A 24971-nucleotide genomic window follows, 5' to 3' on the forward strand; every position below is an offset into this window, starting at 1 on the left:
AGGTCACCAGCAGCCGCCCTCACCGCGATAGGTGGGAACCTCGGTGCGTCCGTTCTCGTCGACGAGGTACACCCGGTCGAACCTCTCGCACAGTTCGCCGGCCTTCGCGTGGCGGAACCACACCCGTCCCCCGACGGGGATCGACGCGGCAGCGCGACCGCGCACCGGGGTCTGCACCTCGCCGGCACCTTCCGTCCCCAGCAACTTCAATCCCGCAGGACGGACCGGGCGCGGCACCCGCGAGGCGCCGGTCGGGCCGGACGCGATGTACCCGCCGCCGAACAACGTCGTGACCGACGGTGACGGTTTGCGTACGGCAGGCAGCGCGAAGAACATCGACGGGTTCGGGGTGAACGCCCGGTAGCCGTCGAACAGGGTGGGCACATACAGCCCCGATCCCGCGGTGGCCTCGGTGACGACACGATCGGCGGTGGTCACCTCGAGCGAGCCGGTTCCGCCACCGTTGACCAGTTCGAGGTCACCCACGACCGCACGCACGGCCTCCACCACGGCGCGGCGGCGCGAGGAGAGATCCCGCGCCGACAGTCCCTTGACGAGCCGTACCGGCAGCGACGAGTCGGGCAGGCCCGCGATCTGGGCCTCGTAGAACATCACTCCGACGACGTCGAATCCGGCGGCGTCGGCGCGACGGGCCAGGCCGGAGGCTGCCTCCGGGTCGCGCAGCGGAGAACGGCGCACACCGAGATGGAGCGGACCCACCCGCAACGACGCATCGATGTCCAGGCAGACCTTCGTCCGGAAAGTGTTCTTCCCCAAAGCCGTACGGATGATGTCGAGGTGCTCGGCCGAATCGACCATGAGCGTGATCGCCTGCACCGCGTCCGGCGACACCGCGAGCTTCCCGAGCGCCGCCCGGTCGACCGTGGGGTAGCCCATCAGGATGTCGCGCGCTCCGTGCTCGACGAGCCACAGCGCCTCCCGTAGCGAGTACGCCATGATGCCGCGAAAACCGCCGCGGGTGGTCAGTTCCGGGCCGAGGACCTCGGCGAGGACGGCACGACAGCGCACCGATTTGCTCGCGACCCGCACGGGCACACCGTTCGCGCGGCGGATCAGGTCGTCGGCGTTGCGCCGCAGGGTGGGCAGATCGACGGCGGCGAACGGCGGGTCGAGGTCGGCCGTCGCCGCGTGCACCCGGTCGAGGGCGGCGTCGTGAACGGAAGCAGCACGGAGCACGGGCGATCCCTTCGAAAAGGTCGGGTCGGGTCAGGAACGTTCTACGGCACGGGTCGCGATGATGTCGGCGACGACTCCCAGTTCGGCCGTGGCCGCCTCGCCGTCGCGATCGACGAGCCACCGGAGCACGACGCCGTCGAGCACGGACAACGACAGTCGTGCGAGCGTCGAAGTGGGCAGCGACCATTCGACGCCGCACCGCTCGGCGCAGGTGTCGAGGAACAACTGGGCCTGCTTGTCCATCAGGCGGTACTGCTCCACTGCGATGTCGCCGCCGGCGGGACTGCCATCGGTGCGCTGCCGGAGCGAGTAGGCGGTGATCTCGTAGGTGAGGGTCTGCAGCCCCGGCGTGGATTCGATCGTCGACCACATGGAGCGAAGGCCGGTGTGGAGCATCGAGCGGAGACAGTCGACTCCGCCGGTCTGCTGCGCGTCCTCGGGCACATCGAAGGCCGCGTGCATGGCTCCGGCGAGTTCGCCGACGACGGCGTTCGCCATGGCGACGACGAGGGCTTCCTTGCTGTCGAAACAGTAGTGGACAACGCCCAGTGACACTCCGGCCTTCTCGGCGACGGCGCGGACCGTGACGGCTCCGACTCCCCCGCCCTCCGCCAGTTCCAGTGCTGCTGCCACGAGTTGGGCGCGGCGCTCGTCAGCAGGCAACCGATTCGGCATGACCCTGATGGTAGAGGTCGGGAAAGGTTCACGAGCAGGTGTTGACTTGGACGCTTGTCCAGGTCGAAGATGAGGCATGGCCACCTGGCACAATTGGGCTCGCACCGAGAGTGCGGCACCTCGCCGTTTCGAGACCCCCGGCAGCACCGACGACCTCGCGCGCGTCGTCGTCCGCGCCTCCGAGCAGGGCGAACATGTCAAGGCCGTGGGCGCCGGGCACTCGTTCACCGGCGCGGCCGTCACCGACGGCACGCTCATCTCACTCGACCGGATGTCCGGTCTCGTCGCGGTGGAACCGTCGGCCACCGGCGCGCGCGTCACCGTGCGGGCGGGGACGCGACTGCGCGGCCTGGGCGACCTGCTGTGGGCACAGGGCCTCGCCGTACCGAATCTCGGCGACATCGACGTGCAGTCCGTCGCCGGCGCGATCTCGACCGGCACCCACGGCACCGGCGCGACCTTCCGCGGACTGGCAGCAGCCGTGTGCGGCGCGACGATCGTGCTCGCCGACGGCCGGATCGTCGACTGTTCCCCCGAGCACGAGCCCGACCTGTTCGAGGCCGCCCGGCTCGGCCTCGGCGCCCTCGGCGTGCTCGCGACCGTGACGCTCGATTGTGTCCCCGCATTCCGCCTGCGCGCAGAAGAAGCCCCCTCGTCGCTCCGCACCACACTCGATGTCCTCGACGAACTGCGAAGCGGTGTCGACCATTTCGAGTTCTACTGGTTTCCACACACCGACGGCGTGCTCATCAAACGCAACACCCGCCTCCCCGGTGAGGCACCGGTGCAGCCGGTCGGGCGGGTGCGCACCCTCCTCGACGACGAACTGCTCTCCAACGGCGCCTTCGCACTCCTCCAGCAGGTCGGGACGCGGGTTCCCGCCACCATCCCGGCGCTGAACCGGGTCGCGTCCCGGGCGTTGTCCCCGCGCACCTTCGTCGACCGCAGTTACCGGGTGTTCGCCTCCACCCGCCGGGTGCGGTTCCGGGAGATGGAGTACGCGCTCCCCGCCGAGCACCTTCCAGCGGTTCTGCGCGAGATCGATGCGTGGCTGCAGCGCACGGACGTTCGTGTCGGTTTTCCGGTGGAGGTGCGGTTCGCGCAGGGCGACGATGTCTGGTTGTCCACGGCGCAGGGCCGCGATACCGCCTATGTGGCCGTGCACCAGTACCATCGGCGCGACCACACGCCCTACTTCGACGGTGTCGAGCCGATCCTGCGCGCCGCGCAGGGACGCCCGCACTGGGGCAAGCTCCATTCCCTGACCGCGGACGCTCTACGCGAGCTCTACCCTCGGTTCGACGACTTCCTCGCCGTGCGCGACCGCGTGGATCCGCACCGCACCTTCACGAACCCGTATCTGCGCCGCGTCCTGGGCGAATGACGCCCGAGCCGACTCACCCGGACGGACTCAGAGGAAGGCGGCGTCCCACGAATTGCGCCGGAGCACATCCCGTTCGGCATCGGTCAGACCGAGCTGATCCTTCAGCCCTGCGAGGTTGTCGTCGACGTAACCACCGAAATAGGCGGGATCGTCCGAGTGCACGCTCACCGACAGGCCCGCCTCGAGCATGCGGCGCAGCGGATGGTCGGCGAGCGTATCCACCACGCGGAGGCGGACATTCGAGAACGGGCAGACGGTGAGGGGAATGCTCTCGTCGACCAGGCGCGCGACGAGTTCGGGATCCTCGAGCGAGCGGATGCCGTGGTCGATGCGCTCGGCGCCGAGCAGATCGAGCGCCTGCCAAACATATTCCGGAGGTCCCTCCTCCCCCGCGTGCGCGGTGATGTGCAGCCCTTCGGCCCGCGCCCGCGCGAAGACGTCCTCGAACAGTGACGGCGGGTGACCGACCTCCGCCGAGTCCAGGCCGAGAGCGATGATCGGCGCACCGAGGCGCAGCAGTTCGCCGAACACCTCATGCGCTTCGGGCACGGGGCGATCGCGCACGATCGACGCGATCATCGCCGCATCGACCCCGAACTCCCGGTGTGCCCCGGCGACCGCGTCGGAGAGCCCGGCTACGACCTCTGGCAGCGGGACACCGCGCGAGGTGTGGGCCTGCGGATCGAAGAAGAACTCCGCGTGGGTGACACCCGCCCGCGCCGCACGAGCGAAATAGGCGCGGGCGAGGTCGGCGAAGTCCTGCGCGGTGCGCAGGACCTCCATGTTCGCGTAGTACAGGTCGAGGAACGACTGCAGATCGGTGAACTCGTAGCGGCTGCGCAGATCGTCGAGATCGCGATAGGGCAACTCGATGCGGTTCCGCTCGGCGAGGGCGAGGATCAGCTCGGGTTCGAGCGTGCCCTCGATGTGTACGTGCAGTTCTGCGAACCCGTCGGTCACCTGATCCTCGTCATCTCTCGTTCGGTCTTTCAGCGACCCTTCCACACCGGAGCTCAGCGACCCTTCCACACCGGAGCTCAGCGACCCTTCCACACCGGAGCTCAGCGACCCTTCCACACAGGGGGTCGCTTCTCGGCGAATGCGGTGGCGCCTTCACGCGCGTCCTCCGAGGTGAACACGGGCGCCATGATCTCCATCTGCTTCGCGAATGCTTCGTCGCTCGACCAGTCGGCCGAGCGGACGATGATCTCCTTGGTCGCCGCCACGGCGAGCGGTCCGTTCGCTGTGATGCGCTCGGCCAGTTCGAATGCACCCTCGAGTGCCCCACCGGGTTCGGTGAGACGATTGACGAAACCGTATCCGTAGCCTTCCTCGGCGGTGAACGCGTCCCCGGTGAGGGCGAGTTCGAGGGCCTTCTGGTAAGGGATACGCGACGGCAGGCGCAGCAGGCCACCGCCACCGGCGACGAGGCCGCGCTTGACCTCCGGGATGCCGAACTTCGCGTCCTTCGCGGCGACGACGAGGTCGGTGGCCAGGACGAGTTCGGTTCCGCCGGCGAGGGCGAATCCTTCGACGGCGGAGATGAGCGGCTTGCGCGGCGGCGCCTCCGTGAAGCCGAGACCCTTACCGGGCACGACCACGTTCTCGCCTGCGACGAACGCCTTGAGGTCCATGCCCGCGCAGAAGTTGCCGCCGGCGCCGGTGAGCACACCGACCGACAGGGAGTCGTCGCTGTCGAGCTGGTCGACCGCCTCGGCGAGCGCGTGGCTCACGGCGGCGTTGACGGCGTTGCGCGCCTCGGGCCGGTTGATGGTGATGACGAGAACGCGATCGCGTCGTTCGAGCAGGACTACGTCGGACATGGACACACCTCTCCACTACGAAAAATGCCGGTTCATCGGGTTACAGGCTGTATACCGGACGGGAACCCGTTGCAGGGTTCACGACACCCGGACGGCGATCTGATCGACGAAGCCCTCGTCGTCGATGCGCACCTGATCGCCCGTGCGGAACCAGCCGTCCTCCGTGAACGTCTCGTCCGTGGCGCACGGATCGCGCCAATAGCGGCGGGCCACGCTCGGTCCGCGACAGAGCAGTTCGCCGACACCGTGTTCGGCATCGGGCCCGAGCAGCGCGATCTCGATCCCTCCGAACGGCACTCCGACACTGCGGGGATGGCGGGAGCGGTGTTCCGAAGGCAGCAGCAGACCGATCCCTCCCGTCTCGGCGACTCCCCAGCCCCGCACACACCGCGAGGTGGGGAAAGCTGCGCGGAGGTGCCGCCACGGTGCGCGGATCACGCGGGATCCCGAGACCACGACGGTTCCCCCGGAGGCGAGGGTGGGCAGCAACTGGACGCTGCATCCGACCGCCGTGGACAGCGGCGCCGTCAGCACGGTCCGTACGCCGTCGCCGACGAGATCCATTGCGTGGGCGACGGCCTCGATCGTCGACAGCACGTTGATGTTCGTCAGTTCGACGCCGCGCAGTCCACCACCGGCGACGCGCACGTAGTAGAGCACCGCGAGCTCGTCCGGTGACGCACCTCCGTCGAGGAAGGCGACACCGTCGGGCAGATCGGAGTCCAGGGTGAGAACCGCACCGCTGTGGACCCCGATCTCCGCCGTTTCCTCGGGGCTGCAGCTCGGGTCGGGGAGCACCGGAACACCTCCGGCAAGGACCACGCCCAGGAACCCGATCAGCCAACGGACCCCGTTCGGCTGACAGACGACCACCCGGTCGGTGGGGCCGACCCCCTGATCGAGGAGACCACCCGCGACGCGGGCGGCGGCGGCCCACAGTTCGCGGTAGGTGAGTGCGCGGCCGCATCGGTCGACCACCGCGACGCGGTTCGCGAAACGCAACGCACTCCGATCGAGCAGCTCGGCGATGCACGGCTCCAGGCAGTCGTACTGGAGGATGCCGCTGTCGCGGCGAGTGACCCGATCGTCCCGGAGCCAACGACTCCCTGCCGGAATTTCCACTACGGCCACCGACATGCCACCTCCCACCCGGCGTGCGTGCCTGCACTATATGGCGTGGATCACAGCCATGTGAGGAAACGGCGGGTCACGGACAACCGGGGAAGGTGCCGCAGGGTGGTCGCTGGAACGTCCGTCAGGCGCTCGCTGCCGCCGAACGCTCCTCGGCGGCACGCTGTTCCTTCTGGCTCGCGGGACGGTCGAAGGCGAGCGCGGCCACGAGCCCGATGAGCAGGATGCCGGCGGGAAGCCACAACGATTCGGCCATCGCCGCGGCGAACGGTTCGTGCAGGGGCTCCGGCAGGACGGAGCCGGACGTCTCCATCTCCGGCGCCCCTCCTCCCCCGCCGACACCGTTGGCGCTCAACCGCGCCGCCATGATCGCACCGAGAGCGGCACTCCCCATCACCGCGCCCACCTGACGCGTCGTGTTGTACACACCAGAACCCGCCCCGGCCCGGCTCGGTGCGAGACCGTTCGTCGCGGTGACCGAGAGCGGCGACCAGATGCCCGCGTTCGCCACCCCGATCAGGGCGATCGGCAGCAGCAACTGCCAGATCTCCGCGTCGGGGGTCATCACCAGCGCGAGCCAACCCAGCCCGATCGTGAGCAGCGAGAAGCCGGTGCCGGCGATCAGCCGCGGATGGACCCGGTCGACGAGCCTGCCCACGAGCGGCGCGAGCACACCACTGAAGACCGCCATCGGCACCATGAGCATCGCGGCGCCGGTCGGGCTCAGACCGCGCACCGACTGGGCGTAGAACATGATCGGCAGCATGACGCCGGTGATGGCGAAACCCATCGTCGCGATACCGATGTTCGCCAACCCGAAGTTGCGGTCCCGGAACAGCGACAGCGGTACGAGCGGTTCACCGCGGTTGCGCGACTGCTGGACGACGAACACGACGAGCAACACGATGCCCAGCCCGATCAGCACCCACACGCGGGCGGTCCACTCGAACGAGTTGCCCTCCTGTATCCCGAACACGAGGCAGAACAGGCCGGCGCCGCTGAGCAGCATGCCGAGCACGTCGAACCGGTGCGGGCTCGTGGGCAGCACCGGCACGTACCGCACTGCGAGCGCGAACCCGACGATCCCGACGGGCACGTTCACGAAGAAGATCCATTCCCAGCCCAGCCCGTCGACCAGGACACCGCCGGCCAGCGGCCCGACGAGCGTCGCGACCCCGGCCACGGCGCCCCACAGGCCCATCGCGGTCCCGCGCCGCTCACGCGGGAAGATCCGGGTCACCACGGCCATGGTCTGCGGCGACATGAGCGCCGCGCCGAATCCCTGGAACACGCGGGCGACGATGAGCATCTCGATCGTCGACGAGAAACCGCACCACAACGACGCGATCGTGAACAGCACCAGCCCGCAGAGGTAGACCCGGCGCTGACCGAAGCGGTCGCCGAGGCGGCCCGTCACGAGCAGCGGCACCGCGTAGGCGAGCAGATAGGCGCTCGTGACCCACACGACGGCGGCGATGTCGGCCCCGAAGGTCCGCATGATCGCCGGGTTGGCGACGGCGACGATCGTGCTGTCCACCAGGATCATGAAGAAGCCCAGGCACAGAGCGCCCAACGCCGCCCAGCGGGCACCGTCGGACATCTCCACCGCCACATCGGACCCGCGTTCGCGCGTGTCCACCCCGTTGTCGTCGCTCACCGGACCTCTCCCCTCGTCGGCGGTCTACGGTAGCGGGGTGGACCCGCACATCTCGAGCATCGCCGCCCTCGCGTGGTGTCGTGCACTGGGCCTACCCGACGGCGCACTCGTCGAACCCGGGTGCGTGACGCGTGTCGACGACTCGTTCCGCGACGTCCGACTGCTCGCCGTGGGGCGCGCCACCGCGATCGTCGGACCCGACGCCGCGGTCTCCCGCCTCGCGGCCGAACCCGACCCGGCCGAGATTGATGCCCCGAACGCCGAGCTCGTCGTCGCAGGCCACGCGGGTCGCACGGAGATCCTCGCCCTGTGCACCGACTGGATCGACGCGACACGCGTCGAGAACCCGCTCATCTCCGACGACCCCGAGGACCTCGCCGAACTGCTGCGGTGCTGCCCGCCCGACGACGTCACCGAGGCCGAACTGTCGCCGACCGGGCCGTCGCGCGTGTTCGTATTGCTCGACGACGATCACCGTCCCCTCGCCGGCGCGGCCTACAGCGAACTCGGGTCGTTGCTGGCCGATGTGCGGGTGCTGACGACACCGCCGGCGCGCCGGCTCGGGCTCGCCTCGACGGTCGCGACGCTGGCGACCCACGACGCGCTCGACGCCGGACTCGTCCCGCTGGCCCGCATGCGCCGCGACAACCGCGGTGCCCGGACGGTCGCGGCGGTGTCGGGATACGACATCTGGGGAACCCTCGTGACGGTTCGGGTTCCACCCGGGAAGTGACGAGTGTGCACGGAAGGATGCGTAGGTGACCGAGAACAAGTACGTCGAGCCGGGTGCGGAGTTCGCCCGCGACACCAACTACATCCGAACCCGCATCACCGCGGACGGGCGCGACGGCTATCCCGTCGAGTCGGGGCGGTACCGGCTCGTCGCCGCCCGGGCGTGCCCGTGGGCCAACCGCACCCTCATCGTGCGGCGGCTGCTCGGTCTCGAGGACGCTCTGTCGCTGGGACTGTGCGGCCCGACGCACGACGAGCGCAGCTGGACGTTCGATCTCGACCCGGGCGGGGTCGACCCCGTCCTCGGCATCCCGCGACTGCAGGACGCGTACTTCGCGCGATTCCCCGGATACGACCGCGGCATCACCGTCCCGGCCGTCGTCGACGTGCCCACCGGGCAGGTCGTGACGAACGACTATCCGCAGATCACCCTCGACTTCTCCACCGAGTGGACGCAGTTCCACCGCGAGGGCGCCCCGGATCTGTATCCCGAGGAGCTACGAGGCGAGATCGACGAGGTGGCCGAGCTCGTCTACCAGGACGTCAACAACGGCGTGTACCGGTGCGGTTTCGCCGGTTCGCAGGAGTCCTACGACAAGGCCTTCGACCGTCTCTTCGCCCGCCTCGACTGGCTCGAGGAACGCCTCGGGGCGCAGCGCTATCTCGTGGGCGAGACCATCACCGAGGCCGACGTGCGCCTGTTCACCACGCTCGTCCGGTTCGATCCCGTCTACCACGGGCACTTCAAGTGCAACCGGAACCGGCTCGCGGACTTCCCGGCGCTGTGGGCCTACGCGCGCGATCTGTTCCAGACACCCGGCTTCGGCGACACCATCGACTTCGTTCAGATCAAGCAGCACTACTACCTCGTGCACACCGACGTCAATCCCACGGGCATCGTGCCGAAGGGACCGGACCTGTCGAACTGGCTCGATCCGCACGGCCGTGAGGCGCTCGGCGGGCGGCCGTTCGGGGACGGCACACCGCCGCCCCCGCCGCGTCCGAGCGAGGTGGTCCCCGAAGGGCACGGCACGGTCGCCCGCTGATCCCCTGCGACGCTGACCCCCCTGCGACGGTTCCTACGGCCGGCGGGGCCGGTAGGTGCCGATCGTCCAGTACACACCGTGCGGGTCCCGGCAGGTGAACCCGTGCGATCCGTAGTCCTCGTCGCGGAGTTCGACGGTCACGGTCGCGCGGACCGCCGGGTCCTCCGCCTGCGCCGAGGCGAGCACCCTCTCGTACAGGGCATCGACGGTGACGTCGTCGGGAAGCACGAGATAGGCGGCGCCCCTGTCGGCGTGCTGGTCGAGCGGCGACCCGCGACCGGTCGAGCCGAGCATGACCCCTCCGCCGTGCGGCCAGAGCAGGGCTGCGTGGTCGACGCGATCCCCTTCCCCGTAGACCTCCGCTTCGGCGAACCCGAGGGTGTCCACGAGGAAACGGATCGCGCCCCGGGCGTCGGTGTAGGCGAAGCACGGCCACACCGTGTCGACGGTGGGTGTGAGGGTGGTCGACTGCTGCGTGGAATTCGTTGTGTTCGTCATGTCTCCGAGTGTCGGCCCGGAACCCCCCGGTCGTCTTGGACGAATGGGAACACCTCGTCCTCGAGCCACCGCGACGGCGGGACGCCCGCCAGATCGCGCCAGTCGCGGGCGAGATGCGCCTGGTCGTAGAAGCCGCACTCGGCGGCGACATCGGCGAGGCGGCGGCCGGGGTCGGCCCGCAGCATCCGTCGCGACCGGTCGAAGCGCGCCACCCGGGCCACGTCCTTCGGGGACAGTCCGAACTCGGCGGCGCACCGGTTCGCGAGGTGTCGCCTGCTCCATCCGAGTTCGTCCGCAACAGCGCGGACCGGGCGAGCCGGGTGCGTCACGAGCAGGTGCCAGGCGTGGACGAGGTGCCCGTCCGGACTCGTCGACCGTGCGGCGACCAGGCGGCGGGTGAGAATCCGGTCGAGGACGGCGAACCGCTCGTCCCACGATTCGACCGCGGAGATCCGGTCGAACAACTCCCGGCCGTCGGCGCCGATGACGTCCTCGAGATCGACGGCCCACGGCCCGAGCGCGGCGGCGGGCACACCCAGCAGGGCGCGCGCACCCGCGGGGGTGAGCGCGAGTTGGATCCCGTGCTGCCGGCCGTGGTGGACGATGGGCACCGGTTGCGTCGACAACCCTCCGGCGAGCGCGTCGAAACGTTCCGGGCACCGTCCGTCGCCCCGCGAGAGTTCGACAGGTTCGGAGATCGTGAGGATTACGGTGACCTCCGGAGAGGGCATACCCAGATGGGTCCCCGACGGGAAACCGTCGAGCCGATACCCCTCGTACGACCGTACGTAGGGTGTCAGCAGGGGTGTCGGACGCCGCCTGGCGCCGTCAGACTCACCGACTGCGGACCCGGTCATGGCACCAGCGTAGTGAGAGCAGTCCGGAAGACAAGAGCACCGGAGAACAGGGGCACGATGAGCAACAAGGCAGGCGTCGCAGAGGCCTTTATCGTCAAGATGCTGGACAACGGCGCGAGGCTGCAGGGCCCTGCGGTGGCCAAGTACGTCGATCTCATGCGGCGCTCGCACCCCGACGAGTCCCCGGCGCAGATCATCGAGCGACTCGAGAAGCAGTTCCTGCTGACCGTCACCGGCAGCGGGTCCGCGGCGGGCGCGACCGCAGCCTTCCCCGGCATCGGGACACTCGCGGCCATCGGCGCGGTCGGCGCCGAGACGGCCTTCTTCTTCGAGGCGTCCGCGCTGCTCACCCTGGCCATCGCATCGGTGCACGGGATCGAACCCCACAACCACGAGCAGCGCCGCGCGCTGGTGCTCGCCGTCTCCCTCGGTGACGCCGGCCGGGAGGTCGTCGCGACCGCGACCGGCGCGTCGCTGCGCAACTGGCCCAAGGCGCTGACCACCGGCGCGGGCGGCACCCAGCTGAAGACGCTGAACAATTCCCTGGTCAAGAAATTCATCCGCCGGTACTTCGCCAAGCGCAGTCCGCTGCTGATCGGCAAGCTCGTCCCCGCTGGTATCGGCGCCGCGATCGGTGGCGTCGGCAACCGTGCGCTGGGCAAGCGCACGATCCAGAACGCCCGCGACGCCTTCGGTCCACCGCCGGCCGCGTGGCCCGTCGCACGTCCCGTCCTCCCGGCGAGCGGAGAGGCACCGGCGCTCGACACCGGTGTTCCGGTCCCGAAGGACTGACCGTGCCGGCCGACGGGAAGGTGTTCGTACGGGAGTCCGGTGCGGGACCACGCACCGTCGTTCTGCTGCACGGCTTCTCCGATCACGGCGGTACGTGGTGCAAGGTCGCGCCGGCGATCGCCGAACGGCACCGGGTGCTCGCGGTCGACCTGCCCGGTTTCGGACGTAGCGCGCAGCACTGGGAGACCCCCGTGCTCGACCACTATGTCGACGTCCTGGCCGACCTCGTCGACGACGTTCCCGAACCGGTGTCGCTGGTCGGGAATTCGCTCGGTGCGGTCACCGCACTGGTGTTCGCGTCGGTCCACCCGTTCCGGGTCGACCGCGTGGTGCTCGCCGACATGCCGGGTCTCGCCGGGATCCCCCGGTGGTGGACGCAGGGTGCACGCATGCCGGTCGAACTGTCGCGCCTGCTGCCCGCTCCGGTGATGCAGCAGGCCATGGGTGCCCTGTACGCGCGGGCCGCCGTGCACCGGCGCGGCACCTTCGACCGGGCGGCGCGCACGGCGTTCGCGGCGAACTACGCGACCCGCGAGCAGGTCGACACGCTGCTGACCGTGGGCCGGCACGCGATCGGTGAGCTCGGCCGACTGCCGATCCCGGAGATGGTGCACGCCCTCGACATGCCGGCCCTGCTGGTGTGGGGTGCACAAGACCGGTTGACGCCCGCTCACGCCGCGCGACGGGTGCAGGCCGGCGGCCGGAGACGGGTGGTGATCATCCCCGATGCCGGGCACTGTCCTCAGCTCGACGCGCCCCGCGAATTCCTCGACGCCGTCCTGCCCTTCCTCGACTGACCCGTAAGCTCACGGCGACCGCGGCACCAAGCCGCACCCATATCTCGACGACGCGGGGGTCCGAATCCGTGACAGCACCGTCAACGCAACCGCCGTACGGCACACCCGATCCCCGGGTGCCCTCGGGGGCACCGGGCGCGGGGATCGCCGTCCACGGCCTGAACAGGACGTTCGGTGACCACACGGCCGTATCGAATCTGTGGTTCACGGTGCCGCCGGGCTCGATCACCGGCTTCCTCGGACCCAACGGATCGGGCAAGACCACCACCCTCGGCATGATGCTCGGCCTCGTCCGGCCGAGCGCCGGGAACGCCTTCGTCGACGGCGTGCCGTTCACCTCCCTGCAGCAGCCTGCAAAGGTCGTCGGAGCGGTGCTCGACGCGCGCAGCGCCCACCCCAAACACCGGGCGCTGACACACCTGCAGATCTACTGTGCCGCGATCGGCGTGCCCGACGAACGGGCGAGGCAGATGCTCGACCTCGTCGGCCTGGGGTCGGTCGCGCGGCGTCGCATCGGGGAGTTCTCCCTCGGCATGCGGCAGCGACTCGCCCTGGCGACGGCCCTGCTCGGACAACCGCGTTATCTCGTGCTCGACGAACCGGCGAACGGACTCGACCCCGAGGGCATGGCCTGGCTGCGCGACTTCCTCCGCGCATTCGCCGCCAACGGCGGGACCGTGCTGGTCTCGAGCCACATCCTGCGGGAGATCGAGCAGATGGCCGACCGCCTCGTGATCATCGCGAACGGTCACCTGGTCGCGGAGACCTCGATGACCGATCTGCGCGACGCCTACCGCTCGCGGGTGTTCGCCGCGGCCTCCGACCCGGCCCGCCTCGCGACCGCACTCGCCGCGGCCGGGCACACCGACGCGCAGGTGCAGCAGGACGGACGGCTCGCGGTCGTGGGTGTGACTTCCGACCGCATCGCCGAGATCGCCGCGACCGCGGAGGTGACGCTGTTCGGGACGAGTGTCGAGCACGTCGATCTCGAGCAGGTCTACCTGGCGATGACGGCCGGTCGCTACGCGGCCGCGCCGGTCGTGCAGTATCCGGGGCACGGAGCCCACCATCCGCCGGGCGGGCAGTATCCGCAGGGCCCGCAGTACCCGAGTGCCCAGCAGCACCCGCAGGCCCAGCCGTATCCGAACGGCCAGCAGTATCAGCAGTACCCGACCGCACAGCAGTACCCGCAGTCGCAGTGGGGACAGCCGAACCGACCGCCGACCGGGCAAGGAGGTCCCACCGCATGACCGCGCTTCTCACCGCCGAGTTCCGCAAGGTCCTGAGCCTGCGCTACTGGTGGATCCTCGGCATCGCACCGCTGCTGGTGGGACTGTTCTGCGGGGCGCTGACGCTGCCGGTCGCGCGGCAACTCGAACTCGGCTTCGGTGACGGTTTCGCCGAGGCCGTCGCCGCCGCGGTCGGCATCTCCCTCTCGTTGTCGCTGGTGTTCCTGTTCGCCGCGATCTTCGGCGCGGTGGCGACGGGCAGCGAGTTCGCGCACCGAACGATCGTGACGACCTTCCTCACCGCGCGGGGACGCGACCGGGTCGTCGGCGTGAAGTTCGCGACCGTCGCCGTGATCGGGCTGCTGTACTGCATCGTCACGGAAGTCGCGGCGGCCGCGACGCTCGTGTTGTTCGGTGGGGGCTTCGACGGTGCCGACCTCGGATCGGTCGCCAAGGTGATGGGCATCGGTCTGTTCTGCGCGCTGATGTGGTCGCTCATCGGAGCGGGGCTGGGTCTGCTCACACGGTCGACGACGGGCAGTGTGCTCGCGATCTGCGCGTGGGTGCCGTTCGGGGAGCTGATGGTCTCGGTCGTCCTGCACGGTCTCGGTCTCGGCGCGATCGCGTCGTACCTGCCGGCGCAGGTGACCTGGTACGTGCTGTTCTCCGCGGTGTCGATGCCCGAGGACGTGACACTCGAGATGACGTGGCCGGCGGCCCCGCTGCTCCTGCTCCTCTGGACCGTGGTGCTGGGCGGCCTCGGCTGGTGGCGCGCCCGCACCGCCGACGTCGTCTGACACGTTCGATCACCTGCGTCACCGGCCCTTCCCGAGCGGCTTCGACGTGCCCTGTCGGCGCTCGACGCTAATGTCGGTTCGATGGCACACGACCCGATTCCGCGCTCGCCGGGATGGATTTCCCGGCTCGTCGCCGAATGCCTGAAACACCGCAGAACAGCCGTCGGGGCGCTGGCCGTCACCGTCGTCGCCGCCCTGATCGACATCACCTTCCCACTGCTGACGAAGGTCGCGGTCGACAGCGCGACCGGGCAGGGCGACGTGCCCGCCGACGACCTGCACCTGATCGGGCTGGCCGCGGCTGCGATCGCGGCAGGTGCGGTGATCCGGTTCGGCTGCCAGTACGGGCGCCGCATGCTCGCCGGACGCCTGTCGCTCGACGTGCAGCACGACCTGCGGTTGCGCCTGCTCGGCTCACTCCAACGTCTCGACGGCCACGGTCAGGACCGCATCCGCACGGGTCAGGTGGTCTCGCGGTCCATCACCGACCTGCAGCTCGTGCAAGGGCTGCTCGCGATGGTGCCGATGTCGGCGGGTGCGCTGCTGCAATTCGTGCTCGCGCTGGTGATCATGACGACCCTCTCGCCGCTGCTCACGCTGGTCGCGGTGGTCATCGTCCCGATCATCGCGGGTCTCGTGCGGGTCGTGCGCCCGAGGCTGTTCGCCGCGACCTGGTCGGCGCAGCAGCGCGCGGCCGATCTCGCCCAGCACGTCGAGGAGACGGTCACGGGCGTGCGGGTCGTGAAGGGATTCGGGCAGGAATCGCACGCGGTCGACCAACTCGAGGAGCACGGTCGCAGGCTGTACGCGGAGCGTCTGCGTGCCGCCCGGATCAACGCGTGGTTCTCGGCGCCGATGGGTGCGATCCCGCAGTTCGGGCTCGTCGCCACCATCGCTCTCGGCGGCTGGCTCGCCCTCGAGGGCGGAATCACCGTGGGCACCTTCGTGGCGTTCACCGCCTATGTGGCGACGATGACGGGGACGACCCGCACCCTCTCGCAGGTCGTGATCATGGCGCAGCTGTCCCGCGCCGCCGTCGAGCGGGTGTACGAGGTGATCGACACCGAACCCGACGTCGCCGATCCCCCGCATCCCGTCGAACTGCCCGACGGTCCGCTCGGGGTGCACCTGGAGGACGTGACGTTCGGCTTCGACGACGACCGGGACGTACTGCGCGGCCTCGACCTGGAGATCGCGCCCGGCGAGACCGTCGCGATCGTCGGCCCGGCCGGGTCGGGCAAGACCGTGCTGTCGCTGCTGCTCCCCCGCTTCTACGCGCCACACCGCGGGTCGGTGTGCCTGACCGCGGACGGCCGCGACATCGACGTCGCCACGCTCCGCGCCGACGATCTGCGCGGGGCGGTCGGCCTCGTCTTCGACGAGCCGTTCCTGTTCTCCGACACGGTCGCGTCCAACATCGCGCTCGGCCGGCCCGACGCGTCGGACGACGAGATCCGCACCGCGGCCGCGGCGGCACGCGCCGACGACTTCGTCGAGGCCCTCCCCGAGGGTTACGACACGGTCGTCGGTGAACGCGGCCTGACACTGTCCGGTGGGCAGCGGCAGCGGGTCGCGCTGGCGCGGGCACTGCTCGTCGATCCGCGGGTGCTGATCCTCGACGACGCGACCTCTGCGGTCGACGCCGAGACCGAGGCTGCGATCTACGGCGCGTTGCGGGCGGGTCGGCGCCGCACGACCCTCGTGCTCGCCCATCGGCGGTCGACGCTCGCACTCGCCGACCGGGTCGCCGTGCTCGACGAGGGACGCATCGTCGACATCGGGACGGTCGACGAACTCGAGGAGCGCAGTCCCGTCTTCCGGCGTCTGCTCTCGACCGACGACGACGCCGCACCGGCACCGGAACGCCCGGTTCCCGCCGGTGAGTTGTGGCCCGAGGAACCGGACGACGATGAGCCGTCCGGTACCGTCCGGAATCCTCCGGCGGTCGGTGGAGGTCGCGGCGGACCGGCGGGCAGTGGTGGCCGCGGCGGGCCGGTGTCCGGGGCGCTCGGCGCGGTGGCCCCGACCCCGGAACTGCGCGCGGCCGTCGACGCGCTTCCCCCGGCCACCGAGACCCCCGGACGCGATCCGGCCCTGCGGTCCGAGGCCCTGCGCCTGCCCGACCCGCAGTTCCGATTGTGGACGACGCTGCGCCCGGTGCGCGCACTGCTGGCGGTCGTCGTGCTGTGCCTGGCGGTGGAGTCGCTGACGAGCATCGCGTTCCCGTCGCTGGTGCGGTACGCCGTCGACCGCGGGGTGACCCCGGGCGATCCGTCCCGGCTGTGGCAGGCGACCGCCGCGGGTGTGGTGCTCGCGCTGCTCGGCTGGTTCGTGGTCGCGATCCTCACGGTGCTCACCGCGCGGGCGGGCGAACGGGTGTTGTTCGGGCTGCGCGTGCGCTCGTACGCGCACCTGCAACGGCTCGGGCTCGACTACTACGAACGCGAACTGTCGGGCCGGATCATGACGCGGATGACGACCGATGTGGACGCGCTGTCGCAGTTCATCCAGACCGGCCTGTCCACCGCGGTCGTGGCGGTGCTGACGCTCACCGGTATCTCGATCGCGCTGATCGCCACCGATCTGTCGCTGGCCCTGGTAGTGCTGGCGGTGCTGCCCGTGCTGGTCGGCGCGACCCTGTGGTTCCGGAAGGTCTCCGGGACGGCGTACGCGCAGTCCCGCGAACGCATCTCCCTGGTGAACGCGGATTTCCAGGAGAACGTCACGGGTCTGCGCGCCGCCCAGGCCTACCGCAGGGAGGAGACCGCGGCGCGGCGGTTCGCCGAGCGCGCGGAGGCCTATCGGCGCAGTCGCCTGCGGTCGCAGCGGGCCATCTCGCTGTACTTCCCGTTCATCACTTTCCTGTCCGATCTGGCGCTCGCGGCGGTCGTCTTCGTCGGCGCCCGCGAGGTGGCGTCGGGCGCGGTCGGCCCCGGTGTGCTGATCGCGTTCGTGCTGTATCTGAACCTGTTGTTCGCACCCATCCAGCAGTTGTCGCAGGTCTTCGACGGTTACCAGCAGGCGCGGGTCGGTCTGCGCCGGATCGGCGACCTGCTGCGGACCGAGAGCTCGCTCGAGTCTGCCGAGGAGGGCACGGTCGCCATCACCGGGCACCTCCGCGGCGACGTCGACCTGCGGCAGGTGGGCTTCCGGTACAGCGAGGCCGACCGTGACGCGTTGAGCGATGTGGACCTGTCGATCCCGGCCGGGTCGACGGTCGCCCTGGTGGGCCGCACCGGTGCCGGGAAGTCGACGGTCGTCAAACTGCTCGCCCGGTTCTACGACCCGACCTCCGGTTCGGTGCGGGTGGACGACACCGATCTGCGCCGTTACCGTCTGCGCGACTATCGGGGCCGGCTCGGGGTGGTGCCGCAGGAGGCGCACCTGTTCACGGGCACGGTGGCGACCAACATCGCCTACGGCCGGCCCGAGGCGACGCGCGAGGAGATCGAATCGTCCGCGCGCGCCGTGGGGGCGCTGGACATGATCGCGGGACTCGCCGGCGGCATGAACCATCCGGTGGGTGAGCGCGGTCAGGGTCTGTCGGCAGGGCAGCGTCAGCTCATCGCACTCGCGCGCGCCGAACTGGTGGACCCCGATCTTCTGTTGCTCGACGAGGCCACCGCGACCCTCGATCCCGCCACCGAGAAGGCGGTGCTCGAGGCGGGTGCGCGGGTGGCCCGCTCGCGGACGGCCGTGGTGGTGGCGCACCGTCTCGCGACTGCCGCACGCGCCGATCTCGTGGTGGTCGTCGACGACGGCCGTATCGTCGAGTGCGGGCCCCACGACGAGCTCCGCCGAGCGGGAGGTCTGTACACCACTTTGTGGCAACTCGCTACCGGTGGTCTCGTTCCGGAGGAGCCCGAGGTCCTGCTCACTTCGACGACGGAAGGATCGAACATGAGATCGTCCTCACGTTTGTAACGGGGTGCGCGCTGCGCCGATGCACCTTAGAGGGAATAATCGGCTCTCGAGAACCGTCATCGATGGAGACCCCATCGCACCAGATTGTGAGGTAGCCCACCGACATGCGCGGTCAGTTCGGATCGTCACATGCCACGGGCTAGCCTCATATTCACAGGCGCTCCGATCGGGTACCGAAGAAAGAAACGAGGCGAACAACTGCCGTGAGCAGCAGCTCTACATCACAGTTCGGACAGAACCAGTGGTTGGTTGACGAGATGTACCAGCGCTTCCAGGACGACCCTTCGTCCGTGGACGCGAGTTGGCACGAATTCCTCACCGACTATTCGCCGGAAGCCGCGGTGGCCGGAGGCACCAACGGCTCCGACACCGCCACGACCGAGAAGCCCGCGCCGAGCACAGCATCTGCGCCGAGTTCCTCCGCTTCGGCCCCCACCAAGCCTGCACCGAAAACCGAGACCGCGTCGGCGAAGCCCGCACCGCAGGCCGAGGCCGCGCCGGCCAAGCCTGCACCGAAGGCGGAGACCAAGCCTGCGACGCAGCCGAAGGCCCAGGCCGCGCCCGCGAAGCCGGCTCCCAAGCCCGCCGCGGCCCCGTCGGGCCAGGCCACCGAGGAGAAGAAGGTTCTGCGCGGCGCCGCTGCTGCCGTTGCGAAGAACATGAACTCCTCGCTGTCGATCCCGACGGCCACCAGTGTTCGCGCGGTGCCCGCGAAGTTGATGTTCGACAACCGCATCGTCATCAACAACCACCTCGCCCGCACCCGGGGCGGCAAGGTCTCGTTCACCCACATCCTCGGTTACGCGATCGTCCAGGCGGTCAAGGCGTTCCCGAACATGAACAACCACTTCGCCGAGGTCGACGGCAAGCCGAACCTCGTCGTGCCCGCGCACACGAACCTCGGTCTCGCGATCGACCTGCCCGGCAAGAACGGCCAGCGTTCGCTGGTCGTGGCGGCCATCAAGAACTGCGAGACGATGAACTTCGCGCAGTTCTACTCGGCCTACGAGGACATCGTGCGCCGCGCCCGCGACGGCAAGCTCACCGGCGACGACTTCTCCGGCGTCACGATCTCGCTGACCAACCCGGGCGGTATCGGCACCGTGCACTCGGTCCCGCGTCTGATGCAGGGCCAGGGCGCGATCATCGGCGCCGGCGCCATGGAGTACCCGGCCGAGTTCCAGGGTGCGTCCGACGCGCGGCTCGCCGAGATCGGCATCGGCAAGCTGCTGACGCTCACCTCCACCTACGACCACCGCGTGATCCAGGGCGCGGAGTCGGGTGAGTTCCTGAAGAAGATCCACGAGCTGCTCATCAGCGACGACTTCTACGACGGCATCTTCCACACCCTGCACATCCCCTACGAGCCGGTCCGCTGGCGCAAGGACGTGCCGGAAGGTCTCGTCGACAAGCACACCCGTGTGCTCGAGCTCATCGCCGCCTACCGCAGCCGCGGCCACCTCATGGCCGACACCGATCCGCTGCAGTTCGTGCGCGACAAGTTCCGGTCGCATCCCGATCTCGATGTCACGACCCACGACCTGACGCTGTGGGATCTCGATCGCGAGTTCAATGTCGGTGGCTTCCACGGCCGCCCGAAGATGAAGCTGCGCGACGTGCTGTCGGTGCTGCGCGACGCGTACTGCCGCCACGTCGGTGTCGAGTACACCCACATCCTCGAGCCCGAGCAGCAGCAGTGGCTGCAGGAGCGGGTCGAGGCGCACCACGTCAAGCCGACGGTCGCCCAGCAGAAGTACATCCTGAGCCGCCTCAACGCCGCCGAGGCGTTCGAGACGTTCCTGCAGACCAAGTACGTCGGTCAGAAGCGCTTCTCGCTCGAGGGCGCCGAGTCCGTCATCCCGATGATGGACGCGATCATCGACCAGGCCGCCGAGCACACGCTCGACGAGGTCGCCATCGCGATGCCGCACCGCGGTCGCCTGAACGTGCTCGCGAACATCGTCGGCAAGCCGTACTCGCAGATCTTCTCGGAGTTCGAGGGCAACCTGAACCCGGCCGCTGCGCACGGTTCCGGCGACGTGAAGTACCACCTCGGCGCCGAGGGCACCTACATCCAGATGTTCGGCGACAACGACATCAAGGTCTCGCTCACCGCGAACCCCTCGCACCTCGAGGCGGTCAACCCGGTGCTCGAGGGCCTCGTCCGCGCCAAGCAGGACATCCTCGACAAGGGCGAGGACGGCTTCACCGTCCTGCCCTTGCTCCTGCACGGCGACGCTGCGTTCGCCGGTCAGGGCGTCGTCGCGGAGACCCTCAACCTCGCGCTGCTGCGCGGCTACCGCACCGGCGGCACCGTGCACATCGTCGTCAACAACCAGGTCGGCTTCACCACCGCGCCGGAGCACTCGCGTTCGTCCGAGTACTGCACCGACGTGGCGAAGATGATCGGCGCGCCGATCTTCCACGTCAACGGCGACGACCCCGAGGCCTGCGTGTGGGTCGCGAAGCTCGCCGTGGACTTCCGCGAGAAGTTCCACAAGGACGTCGTCATCGACATGATCTGCTACCGCCGCCGCGGTCACAACGAGGGCGACGACCCGTCGATGACCCAGCCGGCGATGTACGACGTGATCGACACCAAGCGCAGCGTCCGCAAGAGCTACACCGAGGCCCTGATCGGCCGCGGCGACATCTCGCTCAAGGAAGCGGAAGACGCCCTGCGCGACTACCAGGGACAGCTCGAACGGGTCTTCAACGAGGTCCGCGAACTCGAGAAGTACCCGCCGGAGCCGTCGGAGTCGGTCGAGCTCGACCAGACCCCGCCGAAGCGTCTCGACACCTCCGTCGACCGGCCGGTGCTCGAGCGGATCGGCGACGCCTTCGCCGAGGCGCCCGAGGGCTTCACCGTCCACCCGCGCGTCAAGCCGGTGCTCGAGAAGCGTCGTGAGATGTCACGCAACGGCAAGATCGACTGGGCGTTCGCCGAGCTGCTCGCGTTCGGTTCGCTGGCCGAGGAAGGTGCCCTGGTGCGCCTGGCCGGTCAGGACTCGCGTCGCGGCACGTTCACGCAGCGCCACTCGGTCATCATCGACCGCAAGACGGGCGACGAGTACAACCCGCTCGCCTCGCTGGCCAACCAGGCCGGCAACGGCGGCCGCTTCATGGTCTACGACTCGGCGCTGACCGAGTTCGCGGGTCTGGGCTTCGAGTACGGCTACTCGGTGGGCAACCCCGACGCGCTCGTGCTGTGGGAGGCGCAGTTCGGCGACTTCGTCAACGGCGCGCAGCCCATCATCGACGAGTTCATCTCGTCCGGTGAGGCCAAGTGGGGTCAGCTCTCCGACGTCGTGCTGCTGCTGCCGCACGGCCACGAGGGCCAGGGTCCCGACCACACCTCGGGCCGCATCGAGCGCTGGCTGCAGCTGTGCGCCGAGGGTTCGATGACGGTCGCGGTTCCGTCGACCCCGGCGAGCTACTTCCACCTGCTGCGCCGCCATCACCTCGACGGCATCCGCCGCCCGCTGGTGGTGTTCACGCCCAAGTCGATGCTGCGCAACAAGGCCGCGGTCAGCAACATCGAGGACTTCACGCAGGGCAAGTTCCGCTCGCTGCTCGAAGAGGTTCCTTACGAGGAGGGCACGGCCGACCGGTCGAAGGCCACTCGTGTGCTGCTCACCTCCGGCAAGATCTACTGGGAACTGCTGGCGAAGAAGCAGAAGGAAGGTCGTGACGACGTCGCGATCGTGCGCATCGAGCAGCTGTACCCGGTGCCGCGTCGCCGCATCGCCGAGACGCTCGAGCAGTACCCGAACGCCACCGAGTTCTTCTGGGTCCAGGAGGAGCCGGCGAACCAGGGTGCCTGGCCGTTCCTCGGCCTCGCGCTGCCGGAACTGCTGCCCGACAAGCTCAGCGGTATCAAGCGCGTGTCGCGTCGCGCGATGTCGGCACCGTCGTCCGGTTCGAGCAAGGTCCACGCTGTCGAGCAGCAGGAGATCATCGAGAAGGCCTTCGGTCGCTAGAAGCTCCGTTTCGGATCCTTCGGGTCCTTGACGGTTCTCATGTGAGCCGGGTCGGTTCGTCCCCGCGAGGGGCGATCGACCCGGCTCACGCCTTTTTCCGGTGTGTTTCGGACCGGGCACGACGGGCACCCTCCGGAGGACCCCCGATCGTGTCCTGCGAGGAGCTACCGATGGCAAATCCGACCGTGGCCGACTACCTGTTGCACCGCCTGCGCGCGTGGGGGGTGGACCACGTCTTCGGATATCCCGGCGACGGCATCAACGGGATCCTCGCCGCCTGGACGCGCACCGGCAACGATCCGGTCTTCGTGCAGTCCCGGCACGAGGAGATGAGCGCCTTCGAAGCCGTGGGCTATGCGAAGTTCACGGGCCGGCCCGGGGTGTGCATGGCGACCTCCGGCCCGGGCGCGATCCATCTGCTCAACGGCCTGTACGACGCGAAACTCGACCACGTTCCGGTGGTGGCGATCGTGGGCCAGACCGACCGTTCAGCGATGGGCGGTCGGCTTCGACCGTCCCCGGATCACACCGGACGACGACGCGATCCGGCGGGCCGCGGAGATCCTCAACGCCGGGGACAAGGTGGCGATGCTCGTCGGCAGCGGCGCCCGCGGTGCGCGGACGCAACTCGAGCAGGTCGCGGATCTGCTCGGCGCCGGGGTGGCGAAAGCCCTGCTGGGCAAGGACGTGCTGTCGGACGAGTTGCCGTGGTCACCGGATCGATCGGGTTGCTGGGCACGCGGCCCACCCACGAGATGATGACCGGCTGCGACACGCTGCTCATCGTCGGTTCGTCCCTCCCCTACAGCCAGTTCCTGCCCGAATACGGCCAGGCCCGCTGCGTGCAGATCGACATCGACCCGAACATGATCGGGATGCGCTATCCGAACGAGGTCAACCTCGTCGCGGATGCCGCCGCCGCGCTCGACGCGCTCGTCCCGCTGCTGCAGCGCAAGGAAGACCGGTCATGGCGTGAGGGCATCGAGCAGAACGTGCAGCGCTGGTGGCAGACCATGGGACAGCAGGCGGAGGTCGAGACGGAGTTCGTCAATCCGCTGCGGATGTTCGCCGAGGCCTCACCACGACTGCCGGACGATGCGATCGTCACCGCCGACTCGGGTTCGGCCGCCAATTGGTATGCGCGCCAATTGCAGTTCCGCGGTGACATGCGCGGTTCGCTGTCGGGCACCCTCGCGACGATGGGTCCGGCGGTGCCGTACGGGATCGGCGCGAAGTTCGCGCATCCGGGTCGTCCGGTGGTCGCGTTCGCCGGCGACGGGGCGATGCAGATGAACGGCATGGCCGAGCTGATCACCATCCAGCGGTACTGGCAGCAGTGGACCGATCCGCGGCTCGTCGTCGCGATCATCCACAACAACGATCTCAACCAGGTCACCTGGGAGATGCGTGCGATGGGTGGGGCACCGAAATTCGCGGAGTCCCAGTCGCTTCCGGACGTCGACTACGCTGCCTTCGCGCGCAGTCTCGGGCTGGGCGGCGAAACCGTGAAGTCCTCGGACGAGATGGGCTCGGCCTGGGATCGCGCGCTGGCCGCGGACCGTCCGACGGTGCTCGACGTGTACACCGATCCGGACATGCCGCCGATCCCGCCGCACGCGACGTGGGAGCAGTTCACCGATGTCGCCAAGGCCGTGCTCGCCGGTGACGAGAACCGTTGGGGCTTCGTGAAACAGGGCGTCAAGACGAAGCTGCAGGAGTACCTTCCCGGAAACGATCGCTGAGAAACCCACCGGCCGGAGCAGCGTCACCAGCCGATGAGTGGAGCGAATGTGCCGCCAGCGCAACGCCGGACAGCGCCGCGATGGCCAGTTCGACGAACTCGTCGCGGGTGAGTTCGGGATCGCGTAGCCACGCGATGGTCGTGTCCTCGACGAAGGCCACCCAGCCGCGCACGGCGAGCCGCACGGCGGGCGTCGGCTCGATCCCGATGGCGGGCAGGTGCGCGACGGTCCGGTCGACGAGCGCTGTGCGGGTGTCCTCGAAGGCCGCCCGCATGTCGGGGTCGCCGCTGGTGGCGCCGCGCAGGATCGAGACGTACATGTCGCGGCGCCGGGTGACGTAGTCGACGTACGCGACGAGCGTGCCGCGCAGCATCTCGATCGGTTCGAGACCTTCGTCCGGTGCGGTGTACTCGACGAGATCCTGGCCGACGCATCGCACGAGTTCGACGTGGTAGTCGTGCTTCGAGGCGAAGTAGTGGAACAGCAGCCCCTTCGAGACCCCGGCCCGGTCGGCGACCTCGTCGACGGAGATCTGCTCGAGGGGCCGGTCGGCGAGCAGTTCGAGACCCTGTTCGATCAGCTGGGCCCGGCGTTGGGCGGGACCGAGGCGGGTCCGGCGGGGTCCGGGACTGTCGTCTGTCACGTCCACCATGCAAACACCGTTATTGAATTATGGTCAACAAGTGTTGACCAGGTCACTGGAACGCTCT

General features: G+C 69.2%; 18 protein-coding genes and 1 pseudogene. 10 read left to right on the forward strand and 9 right to left on the reverse strand.

The genetic code is table 11. From position 1 onward, the window contains the following. Window positions 1–3: 3 nt before the first annotated feature. Both BLV31_RS18890 and BLV31_RS18895 read right to left on the reverse strand, forming a co-directional pair. Complete coding sequence (locus BLV31_RS18890; RefSeq protein ID WP_006553919.1) at window positions 4–1197, reverse strand: alanine racemase; 1194 nt, start codon at window positions 1195–1197, stop codon at window positions 4–6. 30 nt (window positions 1198–1227) lie between these two features. After that, on the reverse strand, window positions 1228–1872 hold the full coding sequence (locus BLV31_RS18895) for a TetR/AcrR family transcriptional regulator (RefSeq protein ID WP_024103473.1): 645 nt from the start codon (window positions 1870–1872) through the stop codon (window positions 1228–1230). Window positions 1873–1948: 76 nt separating this feature from the next. Between BLV31_RS18895 and BLV31_RS18900 the strand changes: the two genes are divergently transcribed. Next, window positions 1949–3256, forward strand: a complete 1308-nt coding sequence (locus BLV31_RS18900) for a D-arabinono-1,4-lactone oxidase (protein WP_033097315.1) — start codon at window positions 1949–1951, stop codon at window positions 3254–3256. 27 nt (window positions 3257–3283) lie between these two features. Here BLV31_RS18900 and BLV31_RS18905 read toward each other — a convergent pair whose 3' ends face one another. The 4 genes from BLV31_RS18905 to BLV31_RS18920 all read right to left on the reverse strand — a co-directional run bounded on the left by BLV31_RS18905 (window position 3284) and on the right by BLV31_RS18920 (window position 7810). Next, complete coding sequence (locus BLV31_RS18905; protein WP_024103471.1) at window positions 3284–4216, reverse strand: adenosine deaminase; 933 nt, start codon at window positions 4214–4216, stop codon at window positions 3284–3286. A 101-nt stretch (window positions 4217–4317) separates the two neighbouring features. Further along, a complete protein-coding gene (locus BLV31_RS18910) occupies window positions 4318–5079 on the reverse strand; it encodes a crotonase/enoyl-CoA hydratase family protein (RefSeq protein WP_024103470.1) in 762 nt (253 codons plus the stop codon). A gap of 78 nt (window positions 5080–5157) precedes the next feature. Continuing rightward, window positions 5158–6201, reverse strand: coding sequence for a class I adenylate-forming enzyme family protein (locus tag BLV31_RS18915; protein WP_081263404.1), 1044 nt, complete (start codon window positions 6199–6201; stop codon window positions 5158–5160). A gap of 133 nt (window positions 6202–6334) precedes the next feature. Next, window positions 6335–7810 carry an MFS transporter gene (locus BLV31_RS18920; protein ID WP_064060670.1) on the reverse strand — a complete coding sequence of 492 codons (1476 nt, stop codon included), beginning with the start codon at window positions 7808–7810 and terminating at the stop codon, window positions 6335–6337. A 94-nt stretch (window positions 7811–7904) separates the two neighbouring features. Here BLV31_RS18920 and BLV31_RS18925 point away from each other — a divergent pair, with 94 nt between their 5' ends. Together BLV31_RS18925 and BLV31_RS18930 are read left to right on the forward strand one after the other, a co-directional pair. Then, window positions 7905–8600 carry a hypothetical protein gene (locus BLV31_RS18925; protein ID WP_024103467.1) on the forward strand — a complete coding sequence of 232 codons (696 nt, stop codon included), beginning with the start codon at window positions 7905–7907 and terminating at the stop codon, window positions 8598–8600. A gap of 25 nt (window positions 8601–8625) precedes the next feature. Continuing rightward, window positions 8626–9645 (forward strand): glutathione S-transferase family protein, encoded by a 1020-nt coding sequence (locus BLV31_RS18930; protein ID WP_006554330.1) that lies wholly within the window; start codon window positions 8626–8628, stop codon window positions 9643–9645. Between the two features lie 33 nt (window positions 9646–9678). On the opposite strand, the gene BLV31_RS18935 is transcribed toward BLV31_RS18930, so the two are convergent. Together BLV31_RS18935 and BLV31_RS18940 are read right to left on the reverse strand one after the other, a co-directional pair. Then, complete coding sequence (locus BLV31_RS18935) at window positions 9679–10143, reverse strand: VOC family protein (protein WP_006554329.1); 465 nt, start codon at window positions 10141–10143, stop codon at window positions 9679–9681. Continuing rightward, on the reverse strand, window positions 10140–11000 hold the full coding sequence (locus BLV31_RS18940) for an AraC family transcriptional regulator (RefSeq protein ID WP_033097311.1): 861 nt from the start codon (window positions 10998–11000) through the stop codon (window positions 10140–10142). The genes BLV31_RS18935 and BLV31_RS18940 overlap by 4 nt, the downstream gene beginning before the upstream one ends. Window positions 11001–11057: 57 nt before the next feature. On the opposite strand from BLV31_RS18940, the gene BLV31_RS18945 reads away from it, so the two are divergent. The 7 genes and pseudogenes from BLV31_RS18945 to BLV31_RS18980 all read left to right on the forward strand — a co-directional run bounded on the left by BLV31_RS18945 (window position 11058) and on the right by BLV31_RS18980 (window position 24261). Next, window positions 11058–11792, forward strand: a complete 735-nt coding sequence (locus BLV31_RS18945; protein WP_064060611.1) for a hypothetical protein — start codon at window positions 11058–11060, stop codon at window positions 11790–11792. Between the two features lie 2 nt (window positions 11793–11794). Further along, window positions 11795–12589: an alpha/beta fold hydrolase gene (locus BLV31_RS18950; protein WP_064060612.1), complete on the forward strand. Its 795-nt coding sequence runs from the start codon at window positions 11795–11797 to the stop codon at window positions 12587–12589. Between the two features lie 116 nt (window positions 12590–12705). After that, the gene (locus tag BLV31_RS18960; RefSeq protein WP_064060613.1) at window positions 12706–13839 is read left to right on the forward strand and encodes an ABC transporter ATP-binding protein; all 1134 of its coding nucleotides are present in this window, start codon (window positions 12706–12708) and stop codon (window positions 13837–13839) included. Then, window positions 13836–14615, forward strand: a complete 780-nt coding sequence (locus BLV31_RS18965; RefSeq protein ID WP_024103462.1) for an ABC transporter permease — start codon at window positions 13836–13838, stop codon at window positions 14613–14615. Before BLV31_RS18960 ends, BLV31_RS18965 begins: the two co-directional genes overlap by 4 nt. Window positions 14616–14696: 81 nt before the next feature. After that, entirely contained in the window at window positions 14697–18539 is a 3843-nt protein-coding gene (locus BLV31_RS18970; RefSeq protein WP_072740538.1) for an ABC transporter ATP-binding protein, read from the forward strand. Between the two features lie 203 nt (window positions 18540–18742). Then, window positions 18743–22519, forward strand: coding sequence for a multifunctional oxoglutarate decarboxylase/oxoglutarate dehydrogenase thiamine pyrophosphate-binding subunit/dihydrolipoyllysine-residue succinyltransferase subunit (locus tag BLV31_RS18975; RefSeq protein WP_071934582.1), 3777 nt, complete (start codon window positions 18743–18745; stop codon window positions 22517–22519). Between the two features lie 170 nt (window positions 22520–22689). Continuing rightward, a pseudogene (locus tag BLV31_RS18980) lies at window positions 22690–24261 on the forward strand (thiamine pyrophosphate-binding protein). Here the strand turns inward: BLV31_RS18980 and BLV31_RS18985 are convergent. Then, on the reverse strand, window positions 24218–24913 hold the full coding sequence (locus BLV31_RS18985) for a TetR/AcrR family transcriptional regulator (RefSeq protein ID WP_033097304.1): 696 nt from the start codon (window positions 24911–24913) through the stop codon (window positions 24218–24220). The pseudogene BLV31_RS18980 and the gene BLV31_RS18985 overlap by 44 nt on opposite strands. Between the last annotated feature and the right edge of the window lie 58 nt (window positions 24914–24971).

The organism is Rhodococcus pyridinivorans, assembly GCF_900105195.1.
GTDB classification, from domain to species: Bacteria; Actinomycetota; Actinomycetes; order Mycobacteriales; family Mycobacteriaceae; genus Rhodococcus; species Rhodococcus pyridinivorans.

Coding starts and splice junctions, on each gene's coding strand:
- BLV31_RS18895 (WP_024103473.1), bottom strand. CDS start 1,872: ATGCCGAATCGGTTGCCTGCTGACGAGCGCCGCGCCCAACTCGTGGCA.
- BLV31_RS18900 (WP_033097315.1), top strand. CDS start 1,949: ATGGCCACCTGGCACAATTGGGCTCGCACCGAGAGTGCGGCACCTCGC.
- BLV31_RS18910 (WP_024103470.1), bottom strand. CDS start 5,079: ATGTCCGACGTAGTCCTGCTCGAACGACGCGATCGCGTTCTCGTCATC.
- BLV31_RS18920 (WP_064060670.1), bottom strand. CDS start 7,810: ATGTCCGACGGTGCCCGCTGGGCGGCGTTGGGCGCTCTGTGCCTGGGC.
- BLV31_RS18935 (WP_006554329.1), bottom strand. CDS start 10,143: ATGACGAACACAACGAATTCCACGCAGCAGTCGACCACCCTCACACCC.
- BLV31_RS18940 (WP_033097311.1), bottom strand. CDS start 11,000: ATGACCGGGTCCGCAGTCGGTGAGTCTGACGGCGCCAGGCGGCGTCCG.
- BLV31_RS18945 (WP_064060611.1), top strand. CDS start 11,058: ATGAGCAACAAGGCAGGCGTCGCAGAGGCCTTTATCGTCAAGATGCTG.
- BLV31_RS18965 (WP_024103462.1), top strand. CDS start 13,836: ATGACCGCGCTTCTCACCGCCGAGTTCCGCAAGGTCCTGAGCCTGCGC.
- BLV31_RS18970 (WP_072740538.1), top strand. CDS start 14,697: ATGGCACACGACCCGATTCCGCGCTCGCCGGGATGGATTTCCCGGCTC.
- BLV31_RS18985 (WP_033097304.1), bottom strand. CDS start 24,913: ATGGTGGACGTGACAGACGACAGTCCCGGACCCCGCCGGACCCGCCTC.